22 protein-coding genes are annotated in these 25,689 nt (G+C 38.5%); 7 read left to right on the plus strand and 15 right to left on the minus strand.

Annotation, left to right across the window (positions count from 1 at the left end):
* Positions 1-9: 9 nt before the first annotated feature.
* Positions 10-1,437 carry an L-serine ammonia-lyase gene (locus tag ACZZZW_RS02490; RefSeq protein ID WP_055904250.1) on the minus strand — a complete coding sequence of 476 codons (1,428 nt, stop codon included), beginning with the start codon at positions 1,435-1,437 and terminating at the stop codon, positions 10-12.
* Between the two features lie 111 nt (positions 1,438-1,548).
* Between ACZZZW_RS02490 and ACZZZW_RS02495 the strand changes: the two genes are divergently transcribed.
* Positions 1,549-2,040 (plus strand): RDD family protein, encoded by a 492-nt coding sequence (locus tag ACZZZW_RS02495; RefSeq protein WP_463492187.1) that lies wholly within the window; start codon positions 1,549-1,551, stop codon positions 2,038-2,040.
* Here the strand turns inward: ACZZZW_RS02495 and ACZZZW_RS02500 are convergent.
* From ACZZZW_RS02500 to ACZZZW_RS02555, 12 genes are all read right to left on the minus strand, one after another.
* Complete coding sequence (locus ACZZZW_RS02500) at positions 2,021-2,680, minus strand: MgtC/SapB family protein (RefSeq protein WP_463492188.1); 660 nt, start codon at positions 2,678-2,680, stop codon at positions 2,021-2,023. The two genes, ACZZZW_RS02495 and ACZZZW_RS02500, sit on opposite strands and share 20 nt — an antisense overlap.
* 23 nt (positions 2,681-2,703) lie before the next feature.
* Positions 2,704-3,726, minus strand: coding sequence for a PorP/SprF family type IX secretion system membrane protein (locus tag ACZZZW_RS02505; RefSeq protein WP_055904259.1), 1,023 nt, complete (start codon positions 3,724-3,726; stop codon positions 2,704-2,706).
* Positions 3,723-9,668, minus strand: coding sequence for a PKD domain-containing protein (locus ACZZZW_RS02510; protein ID WP_463492189.1), 5,946 nt, complete (start codon positions 9,666-9,668; stop codon positions 3,723-3,725). Before ACZZZW_RS02510 ends, ACZZZW_RS02505 begins: the two co-directional genes overlap by 4 nt.
* A 292-nt stretch (positions 9,669-9,960) precedes the next feature.
* Complete coding sequence (gene groL, locus ACZZZW_RS02515; protein ID WP_055904264.1) at positions 9,961-11,595, minus strand: chaperonin GroEL; 1,635 nt, start codon at positions 11,593-11,595, stop codon at positions 9,961-9,963.
* Between the two features lie 131 nt (positions 11,596-11,726).
* A complete protein-coding gene (locus ACZZZW_RS02520) occupies positions 11,727-12,017 on the minus strand; it encodes a co-chaperone GroES (RefSeq protein ID WP_025141798.1) in 291 nt (96 codons plus the stop codon).
* 330 nt (positions 12,018-12,347) lie between these two features.
* The gene (locus tag ACZZZW_RS02525; RefSeq protein WP_463492190.1) at positions 12,348-13,112 is read right to left on the minus strand and encodes a TIGR03915 family putative DNA repair protein; all 765 of its coding nucleotides are present in this window, start codon (positions 13,110-13,112) and stop codon (positions 12,348-12,350) included.
* Between the two features lie 134 nt (positions 13,113-13,246).
* Positions 13,247-14,503 carry a putative DNA modification/repair radical SAM protein gene (locus ACZZZW_RS02530; protein ID WP_055904269.1) on the minus strand — a complete coding sequence of 419 codons (1,257 nt, stop codon included), beginning with the start codon at positions 14,501-14,503 and terminating at the stop codon, positions 13,247-13,249.
* 93 nt (positions 14,504-14,596) lie between these two features.
* Positions 14,597-15,127 carry a hypothetical protein gene (locus tag ACZZZW_RS02535; RefSeq protein WP_157255333.1) on the minus strand — a complete coding sequence of 177 codons (531 nt, stop codon included), beginning with the start codon at positions 15,125-15,127 and terminating at the stop codon, positions 14,597-14,599.
* Between the two features lie 85 nt (positions 15,128-15,212).
* Entirely contained in the window at positions 15,213-15,857 is a 645-nt protein-coding gene (locus tag ACZZZW_RS02540) for an HD domain-containing protein (protein ID WP_463492191.1), read from the minus strand.
* A gap of 75 nt (positions 15,858-15,932) precedes the next feature.
* Complete coding sequence (locus ACZZZW_RS02545; protein WP_055904277.1) at positions 15,933-16,214, minus strand: helix-turn-helix domain-containing protein; 282 nt, start codon at positions 16,212-16,214, stop codon at positions 15,933-15,935.
* 309 nt (positions 16,215-16,523) lie between these two features.
* Positions 16,524-17,018, minus strand: a complete 495-nt coding sequence (locus ACZZZW_RS02550; RefSeq protein WP_055904280.1) for a hypothetical protein — start codon at positions 17,016-17,018, stop codon at positions 16,524-16,526.
* 67 nt (positions 17,019-17,085) lie between these two features.
* The gene (locus ACZZZW_RS02555; protein ID WP_055904388.1) at positions 17,086-18,264 is read right to left on the minus strand and encodes a THUMP domain-containing class I SAM-dependent RNA methyltransferase; all 1,179 of its coding nucleotides are present in this window, start codon (positions 18,262-18,264) and stop codon (positions 17,086-17,088) included.
* 71 nt (positions 18,265-18,335) lie between these two features.
* Between ACZZZW_RS02555 and ACZZZW_RS02560 the strand changes: the two genes are divergently transcribed.
* The 3 genes from ACZZZW_RS02560 (at position 18,336) to ACZZZW_RS02570 (ending at position 21,645) form a co-directional block, all read left to right on the plus strand.
* On the plus strand, positions 18,336-18,701 hold the full coding sequence (locus ACZZZW_RS02560; protein ID WP_055904285.1) for a DUF3127 domain-containing protein: 366 nt from the start codon (positions 18,336-18,338) through the stop codon (positions 18,699-18,701).
* Between the two features lie 255 nt (positions 18,702-18,956).
* Entirely contained in the window at positions 18,957-20,777 is a 1,821-nt protein-coding gene (locus ACZZZW_RS02565; RefSeq protein WP_463492192.1) for a sensor histidine kinase, read from the plus strand.
* A gap of 172 nt (positions 20,778-20,949) precedes the next feature.
* A complete protein-coding gene (locus tag ACZZZW_RS02570; protein WP_463492193.1) occupies positions 20,950-21,645 on the plus strand; it encodes a response regulator transcription factor in 696 nt (231 codons plus the stop codon).
* A gap of 386 nt (positions 21,646-22,031) precedes the next feature.
* Here ACZZZW_RS02570 and ACZZZW_RS02575 read toward each other — a convergent pair whose 3' ends face one another.
* Positions 22,032-22,871, minus strand: a complete 840-nt coding sequence (locus tag ACZZZW_RS02575; protein ID WP_463492194.1) for a menaquinone biosynthesis family protein — start codon at positions 22,869-22,871, stop codon at positions 22,032-22,034.
* 34 nt (positions 22,872-22,905) lie between these two features.
* The gene (gene mqnB, locus ACZZZW_RS02580) at positions 22,906-23,535 is read right to left on the minus strand and encodes a futalosine hydrolase (RefSeq protein WP_463492195.1); all 630 of its coding nucleotides are present in this window, start codon (positions 23,533-23,535) and stop codon (positions 22,906-22,908) included.
* Between the two features lie 109 nt (positions 23,536-23,644).
* Between mqnB and ACZZZW_RS02585 the strand changes: the two genes are divergently transcribed.
* From ACZZZW_RS02585 to fabD, 3 genes are all read left to right on the plus strand, one after another.
* Positions 23,645-24,055: a 6-pyruvoyl trahydropterin synthase family protein gene (locus ACZZZW_RS02585; protein ID WP_055904297.1), complete on the plus strand. Its 411-nt coding sequence runs from the start codon at positions 23,645-23,647 to the stop codon at positions 24,053-24,055.
* Between the two features lie 11 nt (positions 24,056-24,066).
* Positions 24,067-24,702: a GTP cyclohydrolase I FolE gene (gene folE, locus ACZZZW_RS02590; RefSeq protein WP_463492197.1), complete on the plus strand. Its 636-nt coding sequence runs from the start codon at positions 24,067-24,069 to the stop codon at positions 24,700-24,702.
* 79 nt (positions 24,703-24,781) lie between these two features.
* Entirely contained in the window at positions 24,782-25,663 is an 882-nt protein-coding gene (gene fabD / locus ACZZZW_RS02595) for an ACP S-malonyltransferase (RefSeq protein WP_463492198.1), read from the plus strand.
* Positions 25,664-25,689 lie beyond the last annotated feature (26 nt).

Here is a 25,689-nt window from a genome sequence, read left to right on the forward strand (position 1 = left end):
ATTTCAGCATTAACATTCAGGCAAACTGATCGGAATATTTGTTGCCAAACCACCATCAGATGTTTCTTTGTATTTGGCATTCATATCCAAGGCGGTTTCCCACATGGTATTTACCACGGCATCTAAACTCACTTTTGCTTTATCAGGATTACTTTGTAAAGCCAATTGACTTGCAGTAATGGCTTTGATTGCTCCCATTGTGTTTCTTTCGATGCATGGAATTTGCACCAGTCCGCCTATCGGATCGCAAGTTAAGCCTAAATGATGCTCCATGGCAATTTCGGCAGCCATTAAAACCTGCCTTTGCGAGCCTCCTAAACATTCTGTAAGTGCTGCGGCTGCCATAGCTGATGAAACTCCTATTTCGGCCTGGCAACCACCCATTGCTGCCGATATTGTTGCCCCTTTTTTAAAAATACTGCCAATTTCTGAAGCACAGGCAATAAATTGAATAATTTTTTCTTCACTATAACCATCACAAAAGGTTATAAAATATTGGAGTACCGCCGGAATTACCCCTGCCGCGCCATTTGTTGGTGCCGTTACCACACGCCCAAATGATGCGTTTTCTTCATTAACTGCCAGCGCGAAACAACTTACCCAATCTAACGTGTAATTAAAGCCGTTACCGCCTTTTTTAATGGCTTCTACCCAGGTATCATAGTTTGAATATTCGCTGTTGGCAATAAGGCGTTTATTTAATGGGAAGGCCCTTCTGGCAACATTTAAACCTCCAGGTAAAAAACCAGTAGTATGGCAACCACGATAAATGCAATCCCGCATTACGGCAAAATGTTGTAAAATGCCTCTTTTGGTTTCTGCCTCACTGCGCCAGGCCAATTCGTTTTCCATCACAATTTCGCTCACTTTTAAACCGGTTGAGAGGCACCAATGCAAAAGTTCTTTGGCTTTTTCAACTGGAAAAGGAAGATCAACCTGTGCTTTTTTACTACTGTCTTCACCCTCTTTTACCACAAAACCACCACCGATGGAGTAATAAGTTTCTGAAACTCCGGTTCCGTTTTTTAAAAATGCCTGAAAAGTAACCGCATTCGGGTGAAAGGGCAGGCTTTCTGCAAAGAGAAAAAGAAGGTCGTTGCTGTAATCGAAATCGATAATTAAACTACCTGCGAAGTTTAGTTTTTTGTCTTTTTTTATGCTTTCAAAAGTAGGCGTAACCGCATCTACATCAAAAGTTACAGGATCAGCACCGGTTAAGCCAAGTAAAATGGCTACATCGGTTCCGTGGCCCACACCTGTTTTGGCAAGTGAGCCATATAACAATATTTTTATACCCTCAATTTCATTAATTAAGTTGTTTTGAGCGAGCGATGCTGTAAATTGTTGTGCTGCACGCCATGGGCCAAGAGTATGTGAACTGGATGGGCCAATGCCTATTTTAAAAATATCGAAAACTGAAATCTGTTCCTTGATCATTATGATTATAGTTACACAAAGCTAGGATTGTTTTATGATTTTGGATAAATTAATTTTGCGCTATGGTGAAAATATTTTACCTTGGAAAGGTCTAATATAAACGCCTCAAAAATGAACTTCGACAACAGTTATCAAGAAATTGATTTAGAATACTGCCGTGCCAGCTCTGGCAAAAGATTCGCTAATTATATTATAGATACAGCCGTATTTTACATCCTTGCATTTGGACTTGGTATAATGATTGGCATTTTTAAGCGAAGCCTTTTAAATGATATTGATGACCTGGCTTTACGGTTAATTACGCTATTGTTTTATGGCCTAGTAATGTTTATGACAGAGGCAATGTGCAACGGGAAATCGTTAGGTAAATTAATTACTGGTACAAGGGCAGTAAATTATGATGGTACTGACATGTCTTTTCAAAAAGCATTAGTTCGGAATATTACAAGGGCAATACCTTTTAATGCGTTAAGTGCTTTAGGTACTCCAAGTATCCCCTGGCACGATAGGTGGTCGGACACTATGGTGGTTGACGAGAAAAAACTAGCATTACAAACCCAAAGAGTAGATTGGTTTGATTCGGTTAAAAATCAAACTCTATAATGTCATCATCTTTAAGCATCCGCTCTACAAATTTTTGATGGTTTTGTGGCGTACCGGTAGCAATCCAGTTTCCTGTGATAATATTATCCGCCAATTGGTGTTTTCCGCGCTGTGGTTTAAGTTTGCTCTCGCGAAAAACTTCTTCATAGCTTTCTAAATTGCCATGGGTATGCTGTTTTTTAACAATACGATATACTCTTTTAGTGAAACGGCGGTCGCCAATTTCTTCTAAAAAAGGAAAAATAATCAGCGCAAGTAAAACCACAATGGTGACCCCTATGGCCTGTTCATAATAACCAGAACCTACTGCCATACCAATTGCAGCAACAATCCAGATAATACAGGCCGTTGTAAGTCCTTTAACCCGGTTTTCTTCTTTAAAAATTACTCCGGCACCCAAAAAACCAATTCCGGTTACAATATTGGATGCAATACGGTCCTGACTGGTTGGTCCGATTTTAACGGATAGGATGGTAAATAATGTAGCTCCTAAACCGATCATCATCATGGTTTTAAGACCGGCAGATTTACTTCTGTATTCGCGTTCTGCGCCTATTATACCGCAAAGGAGAGTGGCCAATAAAAATTTATTGATTTCACTTTGTGTAATGAAATGGTTTTGATCTAGGATATCGTTCATTGCCTTGAATTATCAATGGCAAATTAGTAAAAATCGTAACATCTTAAGCCATTTGCCCGGCCACCGCTTGAACTATTTTGAAAATACTTTTCGTAACCCACCCCAATTTCGGATGTCCCGCTTGTATTGCTATAATTGATTTTTGAAGTTGTAGCGTCGTGACTGATGCCCAACCTGAATTTTTCGCCATTGGTACGTCTGTTGAAAATATCAAATATTACAGAAAAAACAACTGCATCACTTCCGTTCGAATTGCCATCGTTGCGGTACCAAATGCCTGCATTTATACCTGCATATTTGTATTGCATGCCTACACTGAATGATTTTACATTGCCTTGTTTGTAGGCTACAATAGAAGGTATGAGGTAATTTCCATCGCGGTCGTACTCATCGGGTGCCAGGGTAAGTTTGTAACTTAAATTGGCCGATATCCGCATGGGCAATTTGGCCTGGAAACCCGATAATGATTCATCCGGACGGTTAAGGTGATGCGCTGCCAGGCCCATCATAAATTTGCCATAAACCAGGTTTGCACCAGCGTTGGCATCAAGATAAAACCGGCTATCTACACTTGGCCGCTCGGCACCAGAAACACTGCCCGGAATATAGCCTGTATTAATATCAATCTGATCGCCGAAAACAAGTTTATCCCAATTTAATTTCTGATTGGTGATGCCACCCTGCAATCCGAACGACAGTGTAAAGTCATCACCCCCAATAATATACGAATAACTTAATGCAATATTGTTTTTTACCAGGTAAGCGGTACCCTCGCTGCTGCGGTTAAAAATAAGTCCAACACCGCTGTTTATCTGATGGAGGTTGAGGTCTCCGGAAGCACTCATGTACGAAAAGTCGCTTGCCAAACCAGTCCATTGATTGCGGTATAGGGCATTAAACCTAATGTCGCCTTCAAATTGCCCCGTTAACGCCGGATTTAAGTAAATCGGCGCATTATAAAACTGCGAAAAAATATGGTCCTGCGCTAACATCATCAGCGGAAGCACCATTATAAACAAAACCAATATTATCCTTCTCCTCATCATCTTATTAAATATATTACGCCCGTTTTACGTGGAGGTGAAGAATCATAACTCATCCCTTTCCAATCGCTGCCATTAATAAATTTTATATCTATTTTCCAGTAATAAACACCCTGTGGCTGTTCCTGGCCCTTATAGGTACCATCCCAACCTTCAATCGGCGAGCCATCATCAAGTTTACTTGTTTCCCATAGCAGTTGGCCCCATTTATTGAAAACAGACATTTGCCATTCTTTTATGCCACGGCCCTTGGCTTTAAAAATTTTGATCTCGTTCTTCGCACTTGCAGGCATAAATGAATTCGGAATGTTCAAAAACCCGGGTACACCGATAATTCTTACGGATTGGAATGTAGTAGAAGAACAACCTTCTTTATTGAGCACTTTGAGGGTTACATTGTAAGTGCCCTCGTTTGCATAGGTATGGGTTGGATTTTGTAAGGTAGATCCCGATCCATCGCCAAATGTCCATTGCCAGCTTACCGCATTCGGGCTTACATCTTTAAAGCCAAATGTATAATTTGGAATGGAAGTTTCATTACCGGGTGTAACGGTAAATGTGGCTACCGGCGGGGCAACAATATGAATAAAATCGGCTATTGTGGTACTATTGGTACAGGTTAAACTATTTGTAGTGGTTAAGGTTACGGCGTAATTTGCATTTGATCCTGTATAGGTATGCTGAGGCTCAAACTCATTCGAAATTGGTGAACCATCACCAAAATCCCAGCTGTAACTGATGGCGCCAACACTCGTGTTTTTAAATTTAACGGCAAGGTTGGTACAACCTGTTGTTTTATCGGCACTGAAACTTGCTGTAGGTTGGGCAAGTACAGTTACCGTTTCGGTAGTGAAATTTTTTGAACAATCATTTTCCGCATCCAGTTTAATGGTGTATTTACCTGCTTTGGTAAAAGTGTAAGGGAAAACGCCCGTGGTGTTAGAAGGGAGTTGAATAATTTCGCCAGTATCTTCGTTGGTAAAGGTGTAAATAAACCGATTGGCACCGCTTGAATTGTTTACGAAATTTACTTTCCATGGTGCACAGCCTTTTTTCTCGTTTCCGTTAACAACCAGTTCTGCAATTACGTTATTTGGCGAAACTACAATGGTATTGCTGGATGTACTGGTACCACAGCTGTTTTTCGCGGTCATGGTTACTATAAAATCTTTAACCACAAGCGTACTAAAGGTATGGCTTACTTTTCTTCTGTCAGGATAGATTTCAGGGGTACTGCCATCACCAAAATCGTAGGTATAGGTAGTACCTGTACTTTCTGGAGAAGTATTGTTAAAATTAACGAGCAGATCCGAACACCCTATGGTTTTATCCGGAGAAAATACCGAAATAGGTTTTGCATGCACCGTAACCGTTACTGTTTTTATAATTGGAGGTCCGCAGGGAACAGTGGTTTCTAAGGTAACATTGTATACAGCATCTTTACCGGTCGGATCTGCCTGAAAAGTGATTGCTGGTGGCTGAGCCAGATTTGAAGTTGTACCATTGTCGAAATTCCATTTATAGGTTGCGCCATTAATTGGGGTTGTGGTATTGGTGAACGTTACATTAAGTGGCCCACAGCCATCAGTTGTACTTGCTGTAAATGAAGGGTTAATTACAGGAAGGCTGGTAAATATTTCACTTTTTTCATCGCTATTACAGCCTAAACCACTGGTTACAACAAGTTTGATGGTTACATTTTCATTTCCGTTTAAAATGGTGTAACCAGGAAAAGTTGGTCCCGTTCCAATTTGTACATTATTGGCAAACCAGGTATAAATGTTGTTCCTGTCTGGATATAAAGTTGCAGCAATATTGTTTGCATCAAGAATAAAAGGCGCACAGCCCACATTATTATTGTAAGTGATTTCTGCTTTGGCAGGCAGATTTACCGTTATTTTTATCTGGTTGCTAATATTGTTGCTACACGCACCGCCACTTACAGCTCGTCTGTAATAGATAGTTGCAGCAGGTGTTTGCGGGGTAAAACTTATTCCGGTTGCACCCAATACATCTGTCCATATGGTTCCGTTAGTGCTCGATTGCCATTGATAAGCATAAGTACCACTGCCTCCACTTGGCGTGCTGCCTGTTAATTGTGCAGCTGCCGATCCGGTACAAATATTTTGATCTGCAGAAATCGTATTATTGGTTAAACCTGGCAAAACGGTAACCTGGATCGAATTGCTGATGGAGGTACAAATGGTACTGTTCACCAATCGCCTGAAATAAGTAGATAGGCTTACTACCAAAGTTAAATCCTTATTTGTTGCCGATGGAACATTTATCCATGTATTTCCGTCAGCGCTGCTTTGCCATTGATAAGCAAATGTACCTGTTCCACCTGTCGGTGTATCTCCTGTTATGGTAATGCTCTGCCCCGAGCAAGTTGCTCCAGCTAAAGGATTGATGTTATTGGTAACCGGTGGGTAGTAAACAATTGTAACTTCATCTACAGAAGGCGGACAGCCGTTAAAACCAGAAATTGTCCACCTGAAAGTATAGGTTTGGCCAGGCACCAAGCCCGTTACAGTGGTGTTATATAGCGTAGGATTGGTGATAACGATACCCGTTTGTGAAGAAACCAGTGTCCATAAACCCGTGTTTGGCGCAGGATTGTTTCCGTTTAAGGTAATGCCATTTCCACTACATAAGCTTTGATCTGCACCTGCATTTGCGGCTACTGTGCCTGGGTTTACTGTAATAGTGGTTACTGTTGATATGGCTTCTGCGCAGCTGCCACTTTGTACCACCGCACGGTATTTTGTGGTGATGGCAAGGTTAGAAAATACATATGGATTTGCTGTAGAAGTAATGGTAGACCAGGTTACACCATTATCAATCGATTTTTCCCAGCGGATTACGTTTCCAACCTGCCCGCTTAAGGTAATGTTTCCTCCATTTGCTCCTGCACATACATCTACATCACCCGCTGTTGTTCCTCCAATACTAAGGGGATTTACCGTAATCACCACATCATCGCTGGATGCAGCGCAATTTGCATCGCTGATTGTCCACCTTAATGTATAAGTATTGCCTGCCTGCAATCCGGAAACCGTAGTATTGCTTTGAGTATCATCTGCAAAAGTTAAGGCCGTAGGTGCAGAAACAACAGCCCATTTACCCGTGCCAACTACAGGAGCATTTCCTTTTAAAATATAAGTGGTAGCATTACAAATTGCATCATCTGCACCAGCATTTGCCAGGGTTACATTTGGTAAAACTGTAATGGTGATGGTAATGGGCGTACCCGGGCAGCCGTTTGTTGATGTTGGTGTAACCACATAACTTACTGAGCCTGCGGTAGTGCCAGAATTGGTTAAAATATCATTTATCTGTGTGCCTGCAGCAGCTACAGTTCTGTTGCTGTTGCCGGTTATAGCGCCCGTTACCGTGCTGGTATAGGTGTAGTTTACATTCGCCAGGTTAGCTGATAGGGTGATGGCTGATGAAGTTGCATTACAGATTGTACCAGGTGCCGTTGCCGATACTATTGGGTTAGGTTTTACGGTTACCACGAAAGAGAATGGTGTTCCATCACAACCATCTAAATGTGGTATAATAGTATAGGTAACGTTCGCATCAGTGGTAGGATCTGAATTGGTGAGCACATCGCCAATATTGCCAGTACCATTTGCAGTGTAGCCAATAGCAGTTCCGGTGGCCGTCCAGGTGTATGTAACGCCCGCCACGGCTGATGTGGGCGTATACCCTACATTATTACCTGTACAAATGGTTTTACTGGCTGCGCTTGTTAAACTGATATCCGGTTTAATTTTTAAGATGATATCATCATTAATCTGGTTGCAGGGTGCTGCCAGTGCCGTTGTTACGCGAAGTTGTAAAGTAACGGTTCCTGCGGTTTTTTCGGCTGCAGTAGGTGTATAAACTGCGTTTAAATCGTTTCTGTTGGGTGTAAAAATTCCCTGACCGCCAACCCAAGTTTGAGTTGAAGTAGTACCTGTTATTGTTGCGCTGAGTGTAAAACTCGGGTCGTTGAAACAGATACTTTGATCTGCTCCGGCGTTAACTACAGGAGCTGTGCTAAATGTTAATACTTGCGTATCTTCTGCGGTACCGCAATTATTTTTATGGATAACTTTGATTGTATAAGTATCGTAGCTATCAAATTTTATAGATGGATATTTTGAATTCGCTGTTGTGCCTCCTATAAAACTATATGTGCCGGTTCCGGTAGGGGTAACTGTCCATGTGTAAGTATCGGCTAAATCAAGTGTTGTACCTGAGATTGAAGTTTTGGTTGGGCCCGTTGTGGTGTTATTGAAATCGTAAGTGGCTAAATTGCAAAGCGTAATATCAGGCGAAAGTGTTGCTACAGGACTCTGATTAACCACAACAGTTTGCGGTGCGCTAATAATTACGCCGCAAGATGGTGTACTGATGCTTAAAGTAACCCTATAAGTGCCTGGATTAGTAAAATTAAATATCGGCTCCCGGCTTGTTGCGCTTGTTCCTCCTGTAAAACCCACTGCCGGGGTAACCGACCAAGAATAGCTATTGGCTGCGTTACAGGTATTATCTAAAATTGAAAGATCAGTGGGTTTTAATGTAGTTCCAGAGCAGATTGTACTCGGTGTAATGCTAAAGGCGGGTTTTGGTGGATCCTGGATACAGATTGTCATTTCCACCGGATCAGCATCACACTCTCCGGTAATATTTTTAGAAACCAGCTTTATTTTATGCTCACCGTGAGTTGGAAAACTATAAACAAAATTGTACGATTTTGGTTTATCAGCCGCTTTAATTACCCCATCAACATACCAATCATAAGTTATATTATTTGGGGTACAGGCTGGTGTGTTGGTGTTTGGATTTTCGCCTAAAACAGAAGTATTAACAAAGGTAATATTTGCACCGGTACAGCCCGGGTTGTTATAGGTAAATGAATTTATCGGCTTTACCACCACTTTAGCAGATGAAGAAACAGGCGTACCCATTGTGCTGCAAAAAGCATTCGATACCCTGATAGATACATCAAAAGCATTATAAATTGTGCCCGCACTTGATGTAGAAACACTTCCGCACGATGATTTGGTGTAAGCATGCGTTACCTTACCTCCGTTTGCAATAATTTCGCAAAGCGTATGGGTTGTTGTAGACTGATCACCCCATGTAATGGTATAAATATCTCCGGGAAAGTTGTTTTGAATACCCGAAACTGACGTTACATCTACGTTAAAGTTAAAGTTGGCCGATGGTAAACACAATACGGTATTTCCTGTGTTGGCAAATGCGGTTATCGCTTTATTATTGATCAGCAAATAAGCCTTTGTAGCCACAGTACCATTCGGCATTACTGCTTTGGTATAAATGGTATAATGTACCTGTTGCGCGGTAAAACTCTGTATTGCGGTAGTAAAGCTCAATTGTGATGGTGCGCCACCGTTTACTTCATCACTGATGGAAGCGGTAACGGTGCTATTTGCCGTAGATTCGTTTGTGAGTGAAAATGAGTTGTTGGCCCTGCCGATACAGGTACCGAAAGTTTCGTCGCTTGTGGCATTTAATAATGTTGAAGTTAATTTCGCTTCAACTGCCGTTCCTGCCTTTACTTCAAATGCGGTAGAAGCTGCACTCACTGATGCTGGATTGGTAGATTTTACCCTTACCCTGTATCCAGTTCCTGCGGTAAGCCCTGCCGGAAGCTTCCCATTGATATAAGTACTGTAAAATCCGTTATAACTTCCAATGAGTGTTTCTGCACCGAAATTTCCATTTTGATCGGATAAGTATAACTGAAAGATATTACCCTGCGATATACAGGTTGCAGGTACAGTGAAAGGTACAGCAATGGTGCTGCCTGGTGTAAATGGCCCTGGATCTACTGTGCCAATAACAACCTGGGAATAACTTGTTGACGCATATAGAATTGCCCCAAAAAATAGGACAAAAAAAAGCCATTTCCTTTTACAACGAATCTTCATATATCTCTAACACTAGGGAATGATTTTATTGCGTTCTGGAAGCTTAGTGAAACTTACTATATCCAACCTCAGAAATGAGTATCGAACCTAAGACGCGTCAATAAATATTCATATCAAAGAACGTTATTTTGGAAATACAGATTCAAAATTTTACACCAACAATAACTAAATGAGTAGGTTATATGGGCATTAAAGCTTCGTTTATGATGGTTTTAAGGCATAAAAAAACCCCCAAGGCTTTGTGCCTTGGGGGAATATTTTTACACGAAATGTTTTCGCTGAAGGGGAAATATTACATCATACCGCCCATACCGCCGCCGCCCATTGGAGGCATTGGAGCACCACCTTCTTCAGGTTCGTCTGCTAAAACAACTTCTGTAGTTAATAACATGGCTGCAATAGATGCTGCGTTTTCTAATGCTACACGGCTTACTTTAGTTGGGTCGATAACACCTGCACCAATTAAGTTTTCGTAAACATCAGTACGTGCATTGTAACCAAAATCAGCTGTACCTTCTTTAACTTTTTGTACTACGATAGAACCTTCGATACCTGCGTTTTCGCAAATTTGACGTAATGGCTCCTCAATTGCACGACGGATGATCTGAATACCAGTATTTTCATCCTCGTTAGCACCTTTTAGGTTAGCTAAAGCTTCAACCGCACGGATAAAAGCAACACCACCACCAGCAACAATACCTTCTTCTACAGCCGCACGGGTTGCGTGTAAAGCATCATCAACACGGTCTTTTTTCTCTTTCATTTCAACTTCACTAGCTGCACCAACATAAAGAACAGCAACACCGCCAGCTAATTTAGCCAAACGCTCTTGTAATTTTTCTTTATCGTAATCAGAAGTAGTGGTTTCAATCTGAGATTTGATCTGGCTAACGCGAGATTTAATATCTTCTGAATTTCCTGCACCGTTGATCACAGTTGTATTGTCTTTATCAACAACAACTTTTTCAGCAGATCCTAAGTAAGTTAAATCAGCATTTTCTAATTTGTAACCTCTTTCTTCAGAAACAACAATACCGCCGGTTAAGATTGCGATATCTTCTAACATTGCTTTTCTTCTATCGCCAAAACCTGGAGCTTTAACAGCTACAACTTTTAACGAACCACGGATTTTGTTCACTACCAAAGTAGCTAAAGCTTCACCATCTAAATCTTCAGAAATGATTACCAAAGGTTTACCAGTTTGAACAGTTTTTTCTAAAACAGGCAACAATTCTTTCATGTTGCTGATTTTTTTGTCGTAGATTAAAATGTAAGGATTTTCTAATTCAGCTTCCATTTTATCTGCATTGGTTACAAAATATGGAGATAAATAACCCCTGTCAAACTGCATACCTTCTACTGTTTTAACTTCAGTTTCAGTACCTTTTGCTTCTTCAACGGTAATTACACCATCTTTACCAACTTTGCTCATTGCCTCTGCAATTAACGAACCGATTACCTCATCATTGTTAGCTGAGATAGATGCAACTTGTTTAATTTTATTGTTGTCATCACCAACCGCCTGCGATTGAGATTTTAAGTTTTCTACAACAGCAGTAACCGCTTTATCGATACCGCGTTTCAAATCCATTGGGTTTGCACCTGCAGCAACGTTTTTAATACCCGTAGTGATAATTGCCTGAGCCAAAACAGTTGCAGTTGTAGTACCATCACCAGCAATATCAGCTGTTTTTGAAGCTACTTCTTTAACCATTTGAGCACCCATGTTCTCAACAGCATCTTTTAATTCGATTTCTTTAGCCACAGTAACACCATCTTTAGTGATTGCTGGTGAACCGAATTTCTTATCGATAATTACATTACGGCCTTTTGGACCTAAAGTTACTTTTACTGCATTTGCAAGAATATCAACACCTCTTTTCAGGGCGTCGCGTGCTTCTACGTTATATTTTACTTGTTTTGACATTTCTTTTAAATTTTGGATGATTTTATGAGAAAATAATTGGATTTATATTCTTCTCATTTTAACATTATTATTTTATTTGTTGATTAATGCTGAATTTACTCATTCGAGATCCAGTCATCAACCCTAAATTATTACCCTACTACAGCGTAAATATCAGTTTCGCGCATAATTAGGTAATCTTTACCTTCGTAAGGGAATTCGGTACCACCGTATTTACCATAAATTACAACATCGCCAACTTTTACACTCGCTTTTTTACCTTCAGAATCTTCTTCAGAAACAGAAACTACAGTTCCTTTAGATGGTTTTTCTTTAGCAGTATCAGGGATATACAAACCCGATGCAGTTTTTTCTTCTGCCGCAGCCGGTTCAACTATTACTCTGTTCGAACTGCCAGCAATTGGTTTAAGGTTTAACGCCATAACTTTTATTATTTTTTTATTTTGATTTGAGTTTTTTAACTAAGCATACAATTAACACTTTTTATGCCAAGAGGTTTTGAGGGACAAATTTTCACCAAACTGTCAATCTTTTCAGCCTAATTAAGAATGTGCGTGTCAGCATGGCAGTAAGTTTTCTATTTTAAAGCTAATGCATCATATCAATTTTAAGTTTTAACCCTACACAATCATGACGCTGAATGTTAACTTAGGTTATAAATCAGATAAAAGATAGGATGGTTTTCGTCACAGGTAGGATGTAATGGAATGTCGTTTTTAACTTTAACATGGCTAAAATGGCGACTAAAACGTTTAAGAAATTGCTTTTTCAGTTAAATACTTCCAATACCTTTTTGGTACGTGCTGCAAATGCAACTTGGTGTTTTTTCGGGCAACAATATTGGCACTTTTAAAATAATCTTTCCACAAGGTGGAGTATAAGGCTTCTCCTTCATCCATTAAAACCGGAGCCGGATTTTGTTTATTCACACCATTACTAAAGCTTATCGTAATTTCCTCTACCGAGATTAAATTATAATGCAGTCCGTATTTGCGTTTTAAGTCATAAATTACCCATTGCTGATCGGCATAACGGTTTTTAAAATGGTTCGAGATTAAAGGCAACACATTAAAGTCGGGATCAATACCGGCATAAAATATTCCATCCCCTGTTTTTTGAAAACGAATAAACGCTTCCATCCTGTGTTTTTCTCTTTCTACACTCCGTGCATATTTTGATAGTGCCATTACATGCGCATTGCCAAAATTGCTTTCAGCTCCGGGCTGATTTTGAAAGATATAAATAGCAAATTGAAAAAGGTGATTATAAGCTTCTGGAATTTCTGATAAGTAGCTGCAATAAAATTGACGTAACCAATTTTTTTTAAGTTTTTTTTGTAATCCTGCCCAAACCCGATCTGCTTTTTCATGATGTGTGGTTACCGTAAAACTTTCTACAAATGCTTCCGGTTGAAAAATTGCTGAAGATTTTAACGTGGCTTTTCCTGGCTTGCGTTCAAACCATTCGAAAACTGCTGTTAAAAGCCCTTGAAGCGATCCATCAATAATGTAGGTCATAGGTTTATTATATTGAAAATTTTATATCGCTCGTCATTACCGCATAGGTGAAAATCTTTATACAGTAAGCTTTTAGATTCTCAATCAGGTTAGGAATGACGCAACGCCTTAATTACTTCGGAGATAAGAACCCCTTAAAATAAAATCATCTGGTTGCTGTCCGTTTTTAAATACTTGCTTTGACTTTCTGCTAAAATAAATGCTTTAATCTGTGTACCCTGGTAATCTTTTAATTGATAGGGGCTATCCAGGCAAATAATAAAATGTTTAGCCCTATTGTAAGCAACACCAATTTTTTTTAACTGATCAATTCTGAGTTTTCCAAATTTTCTGGCCTGAACAATTTTTTGAGCAGACATGACCCCGATACCAGGTATGCGAAGGATCATCTTATAGTCAGCGGTATTAATGTCTACAGGGAAATGCTGCATATTCCGGATGGCCCAGCTTAATTTCGGATCAATATCGACGTCTAGATTAGGATTGGCATCATTTAAGATTTCCTGTACCTTAAAACCGTAAAAACGCATTAACCAATCCGTTTGATACAATCGGTTTTCTCTTAAAAGCGGTGGTTGTGTACCGAGGATAGGCATTCGGGTATCATTGCTAATGGGAACATAACCTGAATAGTACACCCTTTTTAATGAGAAATTCTTATAAAAAGCATTTGCAGTATACATGATGTCTTTATCACTTTCGGGGGTGGCACCAATTACCATTTGCGTACTTTGGCCTGCGGGTACAAATTTGGGTACATGTTTAATTAGTTTTTTATCTGCAGAAAACTGGGTAATTTGCTGTTGAACAAAGGCTAAGGGTTTAATTACATCATTGTGATTTTTTTCTGGTGCCAAAAGTTTTAAGCCCGCTTCGGTTGGCATTTCTAAATTAATACTCATCCGATCAGCATATAAACCAGCTTCTTTAATTAATTCATCGCTGGCCCCGGGTATAGTTTTTAGATGGATATAACCATTGTAATTTTGTTCCAATCGCAGTTTTTTTACTACCAAAAGCAGGCGTTCCATAGTAAAATCGGCATTTTTAAAAATTCCAGAACTTAGAAACAAGCCTTCAATATAATTGCGACGATAAAAATTCATGGTCAGTTCTACCACTTCATCCACCGTAAAAGCTGCGCGTTTTACGTCGTTACTTTTCCGCGAAACGCAAAACAGGCAATCGTAAATACAATGATTGGTTAAAAGGATTTTTAAAAGTGAAACACATCGGCCATCTTCAGTGTACGTATGGCATATGCCCGAAGAGTGACTGTCGCCAAGGCCTTTATTTGTATTTTTTCTCGTGCCGCCGCTTGATGAACAAGAAACATCATATTTAGCGGCGTCAGCAAGAATATTTAATTTTTCACGAATTCGATCAGACATAGGAATATGTATTTACTAACAAATATAGTTTAATAACTAAAAAAATTAGTAAATAGATTTATTTAATCTATTCCAAATGGGAATAATCGTAGTTTAACTAAAGTTACCCGATGGGTTCAATTTTCTGCTTAAGGGAAATTGATGCGCAATATCAAAACTGTCTTGATAATATTGAAGTTCGGAAAAGAAACGATCTGCTTCTTTTTCATGATTTTTAAGCGGACTGAAATTGGCTACAAAGTCAGGATTGTTAAAGGCAATTTGATAAAAATAACCCCCATTGTGGTTATCGAACATTTCGGTTACACTGGTTATGTGCTCCCAGCCACAGAAAAAATCAGTTCTTCTGTAAAAAAATGAAGTGCTTTTTAATTTAAAACTGATTCCTTTTTCATTGATCATTACCTTGCTGCGTACAAAAATCTGTGTTTTTGTGATCCACAATAAGATCAGTGCCATCGAAACGATGGATAAGGAAACTAAAATTAAAATGGAAAGTTCGGATAAAGAGGTAGGTAAACTAAAAAGACAATATAACATCAATGAGATGAAGAATACAGGAATGCCAACCATCGCGATTAACAACACACTGTTTTTGTGGTATTTTAGTTTGTAAGCATGCATGAGAATTAATTTTTATAAAGTTAAGTGCTGATGCATTGTTCTGAAATACCTACTAATAGGTATTTTATAATAGTCTTTTTACCGGTTATTTGCCATCCCACTCTTTATAAAAATGATCAAGATAAAGCAGCATAAATTGATGTCTTTCTGCTGCTATGGCACTTCCGGCTTCTGTATTCATCAAATCTTTCAATAAAAGTAATTTCTCGTAAAAGTGATTAATGGTTGGTGCGGTGGTGTTTTTATAAGTTTCTTTTGTTAAATGCGTTTCAGGTTTAATCTCCGGATCGTAAAGTACCCTGTTTTTAAACCCGCCATAAGTAAAAGCCCTGGCAATTCCGATGGCACCAATTGCATCTAAACGATCAGCATCCTGAACAATCTCCATTTCTTTTGACGTAAATCTATCACCATCGAGGCTATTTTTGAACGACATGTTTTGAATAATCAGTTTAACATGTGCGATAGTTTGGGGATCGATAGCAATGGAAACTAAAAAAGACTCAGCAATATTTGGCCCTAAATCTTCATCGCCATTATTAAATTTAGGATCGGCAATATCGTGCAATAATGCTGCAAAAGCCACAACCTGTTCATCACCTTTTTCTTGCTCATTAATGGTTAGCGCAGTTTTAAAAACACGCTCAATATGAAACCAGTCATGACCAGCTTCGGCATTTGCTAAAGTTTTTTGTACAAAATCAATGGTTTTCTGAATGGAAGCCTGCATCTTTCTAAATTTCTTCCAAAGGTATTGGAATTATATGCAGGTAAAAAGAAATGATTTCAACAGCGTTCGAGTTAATTAACTCGCCGCTGCTGTTCTGCTTTCATCATCCGCAATAATTTTAATTAAATCATTGTGGTTAAGGGTTAATAAATGAGGTACTTCCACCTCCAAAATTGCTGCAATTTGAAATAAACGGTCAATTGTTAATTTACTGTAACCAAGTTCAATTTTGCTATATGCATTTTGAGAGATTTTTAATTTTGCTGCCAGATAATCTTGAGTATAGTCTCTGTATTCTCTAATTTTCCTAATATTCCCAGCAACATTCTTCGTCTTTAAAGCCAATACATCTTCCATAAAAAAGGGATAAATTTTAAATGTTTTTCACTATGTACGAAACTTTATCCGTGGCAGATTTTTAGCTTCCGGATTTTTTGGCCCTATAAGTAGATTTTGAGTATCGGGAAAATGAACTGATTATTACAACAAAGCAACAACCCAAATGTTTAATGTATTCTTTTTAGGGGTTGATATATGGTGTTTCAGAAAGATTTTATTGACCCAGATTAAAGAAGGAAAACCAATAAGAAAGGAGTGAATTTAGAGGTTATAAGTTATGATAATTAATGAAGAATATAAGAAAGTTGCAGGTTAAAAAGCTAAGGACTAATATAATCCCCAATCATCTTCAAACTCGTCTTTTTCGAAATATCTTACCCATTCGATAAACAGCAGGCGAAATTTTTCAATTTCACCTAAAACAATGTCTTTATATTCTGGTGTACAAATCTCAAACATATCTGCTGCCCTAACCTGGGTTTCCAGTTCGCGGCAGTTGGTGCGGATGATGGAAGCATTTTCCATTCTTAAAATGTACATATCTGCTCCTTCTGCGCCAATAATTTTAGGGCAAAGCATAAGTGCATTCTGCATAATTAAGTTAGCGGTCATTTCGGCCATTTCACCTTCCAGCGTTTCGCAAAACAAGGCAGCATATTTATAAACGGCCCTGGCCTGGTTGTAAAGGCTTTTAGCCCGGGTAACTTTTAGCCTAACCTTTTCCGCATCATCACTCGATAAATTTTCTTCATCCTCATCATCCCGGCCAAATCGGCTAAAATGCTCCCATTCGGGCATATGATCCATGTCATCAAATTCCATATTTTTCAAAATTGTTTACGTTATGGTACGTAAGAGAGTCTAATATATTAATTTTCAATCAAAAAATCTAGCCTTCAATTAATGGTGCCCTGCGAGAGCCATCGTATAACTCGTATTCCAATAATCTGCAATCTAGTTTACCATTATAAAATTCGACCTTTTTAGCTGCTTTTAATCCAATTTTCTTTGCCAGATCAGGATTTCCGGTGAAAATATAGCCAGAGTAACCTTTGCATTTGGTTTTCATAAAATCGCCCATACGCTTATAGGTTAATTCTAATTTACTATGAACACCCAAGCGTTCACCATATTCAGGGTTAAAAACAACCACTCCTTTACCATCTTCAGGTACCGGCGTTAATTCAAAGTCGCATACTTCAAATTCAATTAAAGTATCTACACCAGCAGTTTTTGCATTTCTTCGGGTAACCTCAACGGCATCTTCAGAAAGATCGGAAGCCACAATTTTAAGGTCGATGTTTTTAATCACCTGATCCTTTAATATTCTGCGTTCAGTGAAAAAATCTTCTTCATTATAACCCAAAATATGCATAAAACCATAATTCATGCGGTATAAGCCAGGCGCACGGTTGGTAGCAATTAAAGCAGCTTCAATAGCAAGCGTTCCTGAACCGCACATTGGGTTAATAAAAGGCGATTTTTTATCCCAGTTGGTGGCTAAAATAACTCCGGCTGCCAAAGCTTCTAACATTGGCGCTTTCCCTGGAATTTTGCGGTAACCATGTTTGGCAAGTGTTTCGCCTGAGGTATCCATAAATACATCAGCATCTGCATCTTTCCAGTATAAATGTACTACAGCTTTGTTTGCATCCGATCCGGAGTTGGGGCGAATACCTTTTTTCTCCTTCATGCGATCAACAATCGCGTCTTTTACTTTTAAGTTGGCAAATAGAGGCGTGGTAATATTTGGGTTATCAACATTTGAGGTTACTGAAAAATAACCCGAAAAATCGATCAGTTCTTCCCACTCAATGGCTTTAATTTCGTTATATAAATCATCAGGCGTAATGGCCTTAAAACTTTTAATGGCATATAAAATCTGACTGGCACAACGCAGGTTCAAATTAAGCTTAATACACTCTGTAAGGGTAATATTGAGCTCAACCCCGGTAGCAAAAGATCTTTCTATGGTGTAACCTAAGGCCGTAACTTCATCTTGTAAATAGGGCGAAAGGCGCTTGTTGCAGGTAATAATTACCTTGCTTTTATTGTGGAAAACTTGCATCATAATATATGCGAAGTTATCAATAAATTTATAGAGATTTGATGTTTATAGTACATTAAGTAGTATTAGATATGGAAATTAAAGGAAAAGTACACGAAGTAGGTGCCACACAACAAGTAAGTGAAACGTTTAAAAAACGTGATTTAATAATAGAATACGCAGAAAATCCAACATACCCAGAATATATCCGTTTTGAGGCTTTACAGGATAAAACAGCATTATTAGATACATTTAAAGCAGGCGATGAGGTTGAAGTATTCTTTAATTTACGTGGTCGCCCTTGGACAGATAAAACAGGTAAAACATCATATTTTAACAGTTTGGTTATTTGGCGTATCAATGCTGTTGCAGCAGGTGCCCCGGCAGCAACCCCTGCATATGCAGCACCGGTTGATGTGAGCAATACACCAGGAGAAGATGATGATTTGCCTTTCTAAATAAAGAATCTTTTTTAAGCAAACAATTTTGAACCATGCCGAGGCTTTAGTCTCGGCATTTTTTTTTGCCTGCCCGCTATACATCCGGAATTTACAGGGTTTGTGAAATAGCCAAACCTCATAATTCATACTTGCCATCCGCTGTTAAAATATGTTAAAAACAAACACTTAGCTTAGCTATTCAGTATTTTTGATATCTGTTTAGATTAAAAAGTTTGTGATTTGGTTTTTTACCTTTAGAACCACTCTGTTTCTATGAAAAAAAAGAGTTTTTGGTTAATTACCGTTTTAATGACGGTGGCTTTGCTTGGTGTATTTGTAATGCAGTTGTATTACATCAGGGAGTCTTACAAACTAAAATCTCAGCTTTTTGATGAACAGGTAAACCAGACCCTAACTACAGTTGTGAATAAAATACAGCGTAGAAATGTGGCAGATCATCTTAACAGAAAAGACGCAGAAAATAAGTTTAAGCAACTTCAGGATTCTAGGCAGCGTGCACTGGATATAAAAGATTTAAGGCAACAATATACTCAAGAGGTAGAGCTTCGCCAGGTTGAAAGAGAAAATCAGATCGAGAACTATCTTAATCAACAGGATAGTATTATTCGGGAAGAATACCGAGCGCCCAACGTGATCTCCGAAAAAGAATATGCTTCATTGTCATCAAAAAATGGAGATAAGCTGGATCTGCAGATGGATGCTTTTATTGATATGAAAAGTTTGGTTATAAAAGGTTATAGTATGCGTACAAAACCCTTTGCCGCTCCACCAAAAGCATTTGAATTTAAAAGCCTGCAAAGTTTGCCTGATACATTAAGGTACCTGGTATTTGATCCCAGAGACGGTAATCCCGGCTTTGCAAGTGTAGCTAAAATTCCTAATGATTTAGAGAAAAAATTTAAGCGGGAAGATGAAATTTCGAGAAAGAAACTAGAGTTAAAAATAGCGGCGCTGGGTAAGGATACTTTCTTTTATACCCGATCGAGTGTAGTTGAAGATGTTTCTAAAGAACTGCAGGAAAGCAAGGTGCCAATTTACAAACGCATTAATTTTAGTGCTTTGGGCGATTTATTAAAAGAAGAACTTATTGCGAATAATATTAAGCTGGAACCTTCTTATCGCGTTTCTTTAGCCAAAAAAGATTCCACTATTTTCATGATGGCCTCCAACGTAAAGGGAGAATTCTTGCCCGAAAATACCTATAAAACACCTTTGTTTGGAAACGATTTGTTCCGCGATCCGGGAATGCTTTTTGTGAGTTTTCCGAATAAAAACTCAGCTATTATTTCTAACCTGAGTGCTACACTGGCCTCATCTATAGGTTTGTTGCTGGTACTTGTTTTTATCTTTTCTTATACCCTTTATGCCATTTTAAAGCAAAAGAAACTGTCTGAAATGAAAACAGATTTTATCAATAATATGACGCACGAATTTAAAACCCCTGTTGCAACGATTATGATTGCCAGCGAGGCTTTAAAAGATCCAGAAGTAACTAAAGATAAAGCCCGGTTAAAACGTTTAGCAGGGATTATTTATGATGAAAATGTTCGTTTGGGTAGTCATATAGAGCGTGTTTTAAGCATTGCCCGTTTAGAAAAAGGTGAGCTAACCATGGAGAATACCGAAGTGGATATGAACGATCTGATTGTAATTGTGCTCGATAGTATGGAATTGCAATTGCAGAAAAAGAATGCCATTATCCATGTAAATACCAATGCAGAAAATGCTGTTGTTTATGGTGATGAACTGCACCTATCTAACGTAATTTATAACCTGATTGATAATGCAAATAAATACAGTAGTAATACGCCAGAAATTACCATTACAACCCGTAACACCAACAGAAATTTAATTATCGAAATTACAGATAAGGGAATCGGAATGACCAAAGAGCAATCGAAGCGGATTTTCGATCAATTTTACAGGGTGCCAACTGGGAACCTCCATGATGTGAAAGGTTTTGGCCTGGGCTTAAATTATGTACAGGATATTATCAAAAAACTAAACGGAACGGTTAAAGTAAGTAGCGAAAAAGATAAGGGAACCACGTTCGAAATATCTTTACCTTTATAAACCAGCTAACCATCAATACAAAGCTTGCTTTAGTGATACATTAAAATATACCAGGTTTAATTTACCTTATATAGTGGAGTATTAATTTAATCTTCATCCTAAATTAAACCGTTATGCATATTCAGAATCAAACCTTCAATGTAGGTAATGCTACATGAATAAAATTAAGAAAATGAAAAAAATACTTCTGGTGGAAGACGACCCAAATTTAGGTTTATTGTTACAAGACTATTTGCAGCTTAAGGGTAAATTTGATGTGGTGTTATGCACTGATGGCGAAGAAGGGTTGAGGTCGTTTAACAAACAAAACTTCGATCTTTGTATTTTGGATGTGATGATGCCCAAAAAAGATGGCTTTACATTAGGTAAAGACATTAGAAAGGTAAACACGCAGGTTCCAATTATTTTTGCAACAGCTAAAACCATGTTGGAAGATAAATCTGCTGCTTATGATTTGGGTGGCGATGATTATATTACCAAACCATTCCGTATAGAAGAACTTTTATTGCGCATAAATGCCATGTTTAAGCGTGTAGCCAATAAAAGTGATCAGAATGATGAAGCTGCAGAAACTCAGTTTTCCATCGGTCAGTATCATTTCGATTATACCACCCAGATTATTACCAATAATGATGTACAACAAAAGTTATCAACCAAAGAAGCTGAGTTGTTGCGATTATTATGCTTAAAAAAGAATACGGTTTTAACGCGTGAAGAAGCCTTGCTTAGTATCTGGCATGATGATAATTACTTTAACGGCAGGAGTATGGATGTATTTTTAAGTAAGCTCCGTAAATACTTAAGAGCCGATCCTACGGTAGAAATCATCAATGTGCATGGAAAAGGTTACAAATTGCTGGTGGGTTAGTATGGTATTTAAATGGATGTTGTAATGTTCCACTTTCACCTCATGCGTCTTCCTGAACTTGTTTCAGGATCTCAATTTTAGGTAACCAAAGCAACTTAATTGTGTTTTTTATTGCATTTGCCGCGGAAACACAGAATTCACGGAAATTCTATTATGTTTTCTATACGCATTTCTACATTTAGTAGGATGAAACGAAGTCGGGAAATCTAACGAGATAGATCTCTCCATTCCACTGCGTTTCAGTCGAGATGGCGACGCTTTTTATTAGAATCTGTCAATGGTAGCCTTCATGAATCCACTTTCATCTTATGCGTCTTCCTGAACTTGTATTCAGGGCTTTTATGCACGATTAAATCGCTCCGCTACAGTCGGGATTATGGAACCAATTAAATGTACAGGTTCTCCCGTATAGTCGGGATAATATTTCTTTCCTGAGCCAGTTTAAATAAAGTATCTACCGCTTTGCGGCCTTCTTCGCCAAGGTTTACACTGTATTTATTTACGTAGAGTTCGATATGCTTGTACATTACACTTTCTTCCATTGCCTGGGCATGCTCGCGGATGAAATCGATACCAGATTTAGGGTGCGCAAAGGCAAATTCTACCGATTGGCGGATTAAGCGGTTCACTTTTAGCTGTACTTCACGATCTAAATTCCTGTTAATCACAATTCCGCCCAATGGAATGGCGCAACCGGTTAATTTTTCCCAATAATCGCCTAAATCCACAATTTTGGTTAAGCCTTTATCCTGATAAGTAAACCTGTTTTCGTGAATGATTAAACCTAAATCGATCTCTTCGTTAAGTAATGCTGATTCGATTTCAGAAAAAACAAGCTCCTGTTTATTGAGTAAGTGGGGGTAAGCAATACCCAGCAAAAAATTAGCCGTTGTAAACTTTCCAGGTATACCTACCTTTAATTGGACGTTTGAAGCCTGAAGTTCTGACTCATTAAATTGATTTTTGCTGATTAATAATGGGCCTACACCAAAACCTAAAGCACTTCCGGCATCTAATAAGGCATATTGATCGGCTACGTATGCAAAAGCATGGAAACTTAACTTGGTAATGTCCAATTCACCTCTAAGTGCCTTTTGATTTAATGTTTCCACATCATCATAAGACACCTCAAATTCTAAACCTTCTGTATCAATTTTATGGTGAATTAATGCGTCGAAAATAAATGTATCGTTAGGGCAGGGTGAAAATCCGAGTGTAAGTTTCATTCATCAAAAATAACTACTGCATAAAATTAATCGGTCATAATGAGTTCATTTCTCCAATAAAAGCAATGGCCCATTCGTTTAAATTTTTTACTGCAAGTCCTATTTTCCAATTGTCTTTATTTCTAGGTTCCACATAATTGGATACACTCCTAATTTGCAGGCAATCAATATTTAGCTGTTTACAGGCATAAAAAACGGCAGCACCCTCCATGCTTTCGGTGGTAGGGTTTAACCTTTTTACCAGGTTTTTAATGCTTTTTTCACTTCCTGTTACGCAATTCACGGTAATTCCTTTTGCCAGTGGCAAGCCAACTTTTCGCTGTGTATTAGTTGCATAATGGTTTTCGCCAAAACCCAAATCGGTTATCGTTAAAAAATCTTCCCCATTTTCTGCGCCCAACTCTGCAAAAGTATCCTCAGTAATGTTTAAAACTGTTCCTAAGGCTATATTTCTGTCAAAACAGCCTGCAATGCCGAAGTTTACAACAAGATCGTATTTAGAAGAAAGATGCTTGCCCAAGGCGAAAGCTGTTGCCACCATACCAACTCCTGTAATTAGCAGATCGAAATTTTTATGCGCTATAAAATCACCCTCCGGTAAATTGAAATGCTGATAAAAGAAGGCAAGTTCTGCTTTTGTAGCAGCAACAACTAAGGTTTTCATTTAGTAAAGTTAGCAGATAGTTTTGTTAAAATTTTACGTTTTCTTTAAGCTGGCCTTTAATCTTAAAGCTTAAACCTTTATCCGTATATTTGCATTTTATTTTATAGTAATGATTTACATAACAAGAAAAGCATCATTTAACGCCGCGCATAAATTAGCCCGTACCGATTGGGATGATGAAAAAAATAATGAAGTTTATGGTAAATGTGCCAACCCCAACTGGCATGGCCATAACTATTGGTTATATGTTACCGTTAAAGGCGAAGTTAACCCTGAAACAGGTTTCCTGGTGGATTTAAAATGGCTGAAAGACGTAATGAATAATTATGTGGTAGATAAGGTTGATCATAAGAACTTAAATCTTGATGTTGATTTTATGAAAGGCAAGCTGGCTTCTACAGAAAACCTGGCCATCGAAATCTGGAATCAGCTTTTGGCACCAATTGCAGAAAGTGGAGCCATTTTGCATTGCGTAAAAATTTACGAAACCGAAAATAATTTTGTTGAATATTTTGGCTAAAATCTAAATTAATGAGCAATAAAGACCTATTAAAAGAAGAATCGAGGGATGGTTATGTAAAAATAGACCGTTACAACGAAAATAAAATTGAAGCTGTAGCTGCACATTATAAAGATATTCTTGGCCAGTTGGGCGAAGATCCTGAGCGTGAAGGATTATTGAAAACGCCGGAGCGCGTGGCAAAGGCTTTACAATACTTAACCCACGGTTACGATTTAAAACCAGATGAAATTCTTAAAGGGGCAATGTTTCAGGAAGATTATAGCCAAATGGTGGTGGTAAAAGATATTGAAGTGTATTCGATGTGCGAACACCACATGCTGCCATTTTTTGGTAAAGCACATATAGCTTATATTCCTAACGGGCACATTGTTGGTTTGAGCAAAATACCAAGAGTGGTTGATGCCTTTGCCCGTCGTTTACAGGTACAGGAGCGTTTAACAAACGAAATCAGAGATTGTATTCAAAATACACTAAACCCAATGGGTGTAGCCGTAGTGATGGAATGCAGGCATTTATGCATGTCAATGCGTGGAGTGCAGAAACAGAATTCGGTTACTACAACCTCAGCTTTTACCGGTACTTTTTTAAGCAACGATAAAACGAGAGCGGAGTTTTTGAGGTTAATAACGGCGAGTTTAGATTAGCCGCATCCTCCTAAAGGGGAGGGTTTCAATAATAATAATTTAAGTAAATATTTAATTTCCCCCTTGGGGATTAAAGGATATGAAAGTATATATTTTTCCCGGACAGGGAGCACAGTTTGCAGGCATGGGTAAAGATCTTTACGAAAACCCAAAAGCTGCAGAATTATTTGAACAGGCCAACCAGATTATCGGTTTCCGTATCAGTGACATTATGTTCTCAGGAACAGATGAAGAACTTAAACAAACCAATGTAACTCAACCCGCTATCTTTTTGCATTCTGTTATTTTGGCAAAAGTTTTAGGTGAAAGTTTTACTCCAGATATGGTTGCCGGTCATTCATTAGGCGAATTTTCTGCCTTGGTGGCTGCAAAAGCATTATCTTTTGAAGATGGATTAAAGTTGGTTATTGCACGTGCAAATGCGATGCAAAAAGCTTGCGAAGCACAACCCTCAACAATGGCGGCTATTTTAGGCCTGGCAGATGATGTGGTTGAAAAAATATGTGCAGAAATTGATGCTGTTGTTGTTCCTGCAAATTACAACTGCCCGGGGCAACTGGTTATCTCTGGCAGTTTAGAAGGTATTGATCTGGCTTGTGCCAAATTAACTGAAGCCGGAGCAAAAAGGGCATTAAAATTAAATGTTGGTGGTGCATTTCACTCGCCATTAATGGAGCCGGCAAAAATTGAACTGCAAGCAGCAATTGAAGCCACAGATATTTCTGCGCCAATTTGCCCGGTTTACCAAAATGTTGATGCTAAGCCTTATACTGATCCAAGCGAAATTAAAGCAAATTTAATTAAACAATTAACAGGAGCTGTACGTTGGACACAAACAGTAGGCAATATGCTTGCCGATGGCGCAACTGAATTTGTAGAGGTAGGCCCGGGCAATGTATTACAGGGATTGGTTAAAAAAGTAAGCCGCGAAGTACAAACAAGCAGTGCTACTATAGCTTAAGTATTCATAAATAGAATAATAGTTAC

This window comes from Pedobacter sp. AC379, from assembly GCF_979258145.1.

Excerpts from the sequence above, each read along its gene's own strand:
- ACZZZW_RS02495 (WP_463492187.1), top strand. The coding sequence starts at position 1,549 with ATGAACTTCGACAACAGTTATCAAGAAATTGATTTAGAATACTGCCGT.
- ACZZZW_RS02560 (WP_055904285.1), top strand. The coding sequence starts at position 18,336 with ATGGAAATTAAAGGAAAAGTACACGAAGTAGGTGCCACACAACAAGTA.
- ACZZZW_RS02575 (WP_463492194.1), bottom strand. The coding sequence starts at position 22,871 with ATGAAACTTACACTCGGATTTTCACCCTGCCCTAACGATACATTTATT.
- ACZZZW_RS02520 (WP_025141798.1), bottom strand. The coding sequence starts at position 12,017 with ATGGCGTTAAACCTTAAACCAATTGCTGGCAGTTCGAACAGAGTAATA.
- ACZZZW_RS02570 (WP_463492193.1), top strand. The coding sequence starts at position 20,950 with ATGAAAAAAATACTTCTGGTGGAAGACGACCCAAATTTAGGTTTATTG.
- ACZZZW_RS02545 (WP_055904277.1), bottom strand. The coding sequence starts at position 16,214 with ATGGAAGATGTATTGGCTTTAAAGACGAAGAATGTTGCTGGGAATATT.
- ACZZZW_RS02525 (WP_463492190.1), bottom strand. The coding sequence starts at position 13,112 with ATGACCTACATTATTGATGGATCGCTTCAAGGGCTTTTAACAGCAGTT.
- ACZZZW_RS02500 (WP_463492188.1), bottom strand. The coding sequence starts at position 2,680 with ATGAACGATATCCTAGATCAAAACCATTTCATTACACAAAGTGAAATC.
- ACZZZW_RS02530 (WP_055904269.1), bottom strand. The coding sequence starts at position 14,503 with ATGTCTGATCGAATTCGTGAAAAATTAAATATTCTTGCTGACGCCGCT.
- ACZZZW_RS02490 (WP_055904250.1), bottom strand. The coding sequence starts at position 1,437 with ATGATCAAGGAACAGATTTCAGTTTTCGATATTTTTAAAATAGGCATT.
- ACZZZW_RS02555 (WP_055904388.1), bottom strand. The coding sequence starts at position 18,264 with ATGCAAGTTTTCCACAATAAAAGCAAGGTAATTATTACCTGCAACAAG.
- ACZZZW_RS02510 (WP_463492189.1), bottom strand. The coding sequence starts at position 9,668 with ATGAAGATTCGTTGTAAAAGGAAATGGCTTTTTTTTGTCCTATTTTTT.
- ACZZZW_RS02505 (WP_055904259.1), bottom strand. The coding sequence starts at position 3,726 with ATGATGAGGAGAAGGATAATATTGGTTTTGTTTATAATGGTGCTTCCG.
- ACZZZW_RS02535 (WP_157255333.1), bottom strand. The coding sequence starts at position 15,127 with ATGCATGCTTACAAACTAAAATACCACAAAAACAGTGTGTTGTTAATC.
- fabD (WP_463492198.1), top strand. The coding sequence starts at position 24,782 with ATGAAAGTATATATTTTTCCCGGACAGGGAGCACAGTTTGCAGGCATG.
- groL (WP_055904264.1), bottom strand. The coding sequence starts at position 11,595 with ATGTCAAAACAAGTAAAATATAACGTAGAAGCACGCGACGCCCTGAAA.
- folE (WP_463492197.1), top strand. The coding sequence starts at position 24,067 with ATGAGCAATAAAGACCTATTAAAAGAAGAATCGAGGGATGGTTATGTA.
- ACZZZW_RS02550 (WP_055904280.1), bottom strand. The coding sequence starts at position 17,018 with ATGGAATTTGATGACATGGATCATATGCCCGAATGGGAGCATTTTAGC.
- mqnB (WP_463492195.1), bottom strand. The coding sequence starts at position 23,535 with ATGAAAACCTTAGTTGTTGCTGCTACAAAAGCAGAACTTGCCTTCTTT.
- ACZZZW_RS02585 (WP_055904297.1), top strand. The coding sequence starts at position 23,645 with ATGATTTACATAACAAGAAAAGCATCATTTAACGCCGCGCATAAATTA.
- ACZZZW_RS02565 (WP_463492192.1), top strand. The coding sequence starts at position 18,957 with ATGAAAAAAAAGAGTTTTTGGTTAATTACCGTTTTAATGACGGTGGCT.
- ACZZZW_RS02540 (WP_463492191.1), bottom strand. The coding sequence starts at position 15,857 with ATGCAGGCTTCCATTCAGAAAACCATTGATTTTGTACAAAAAACTTTA.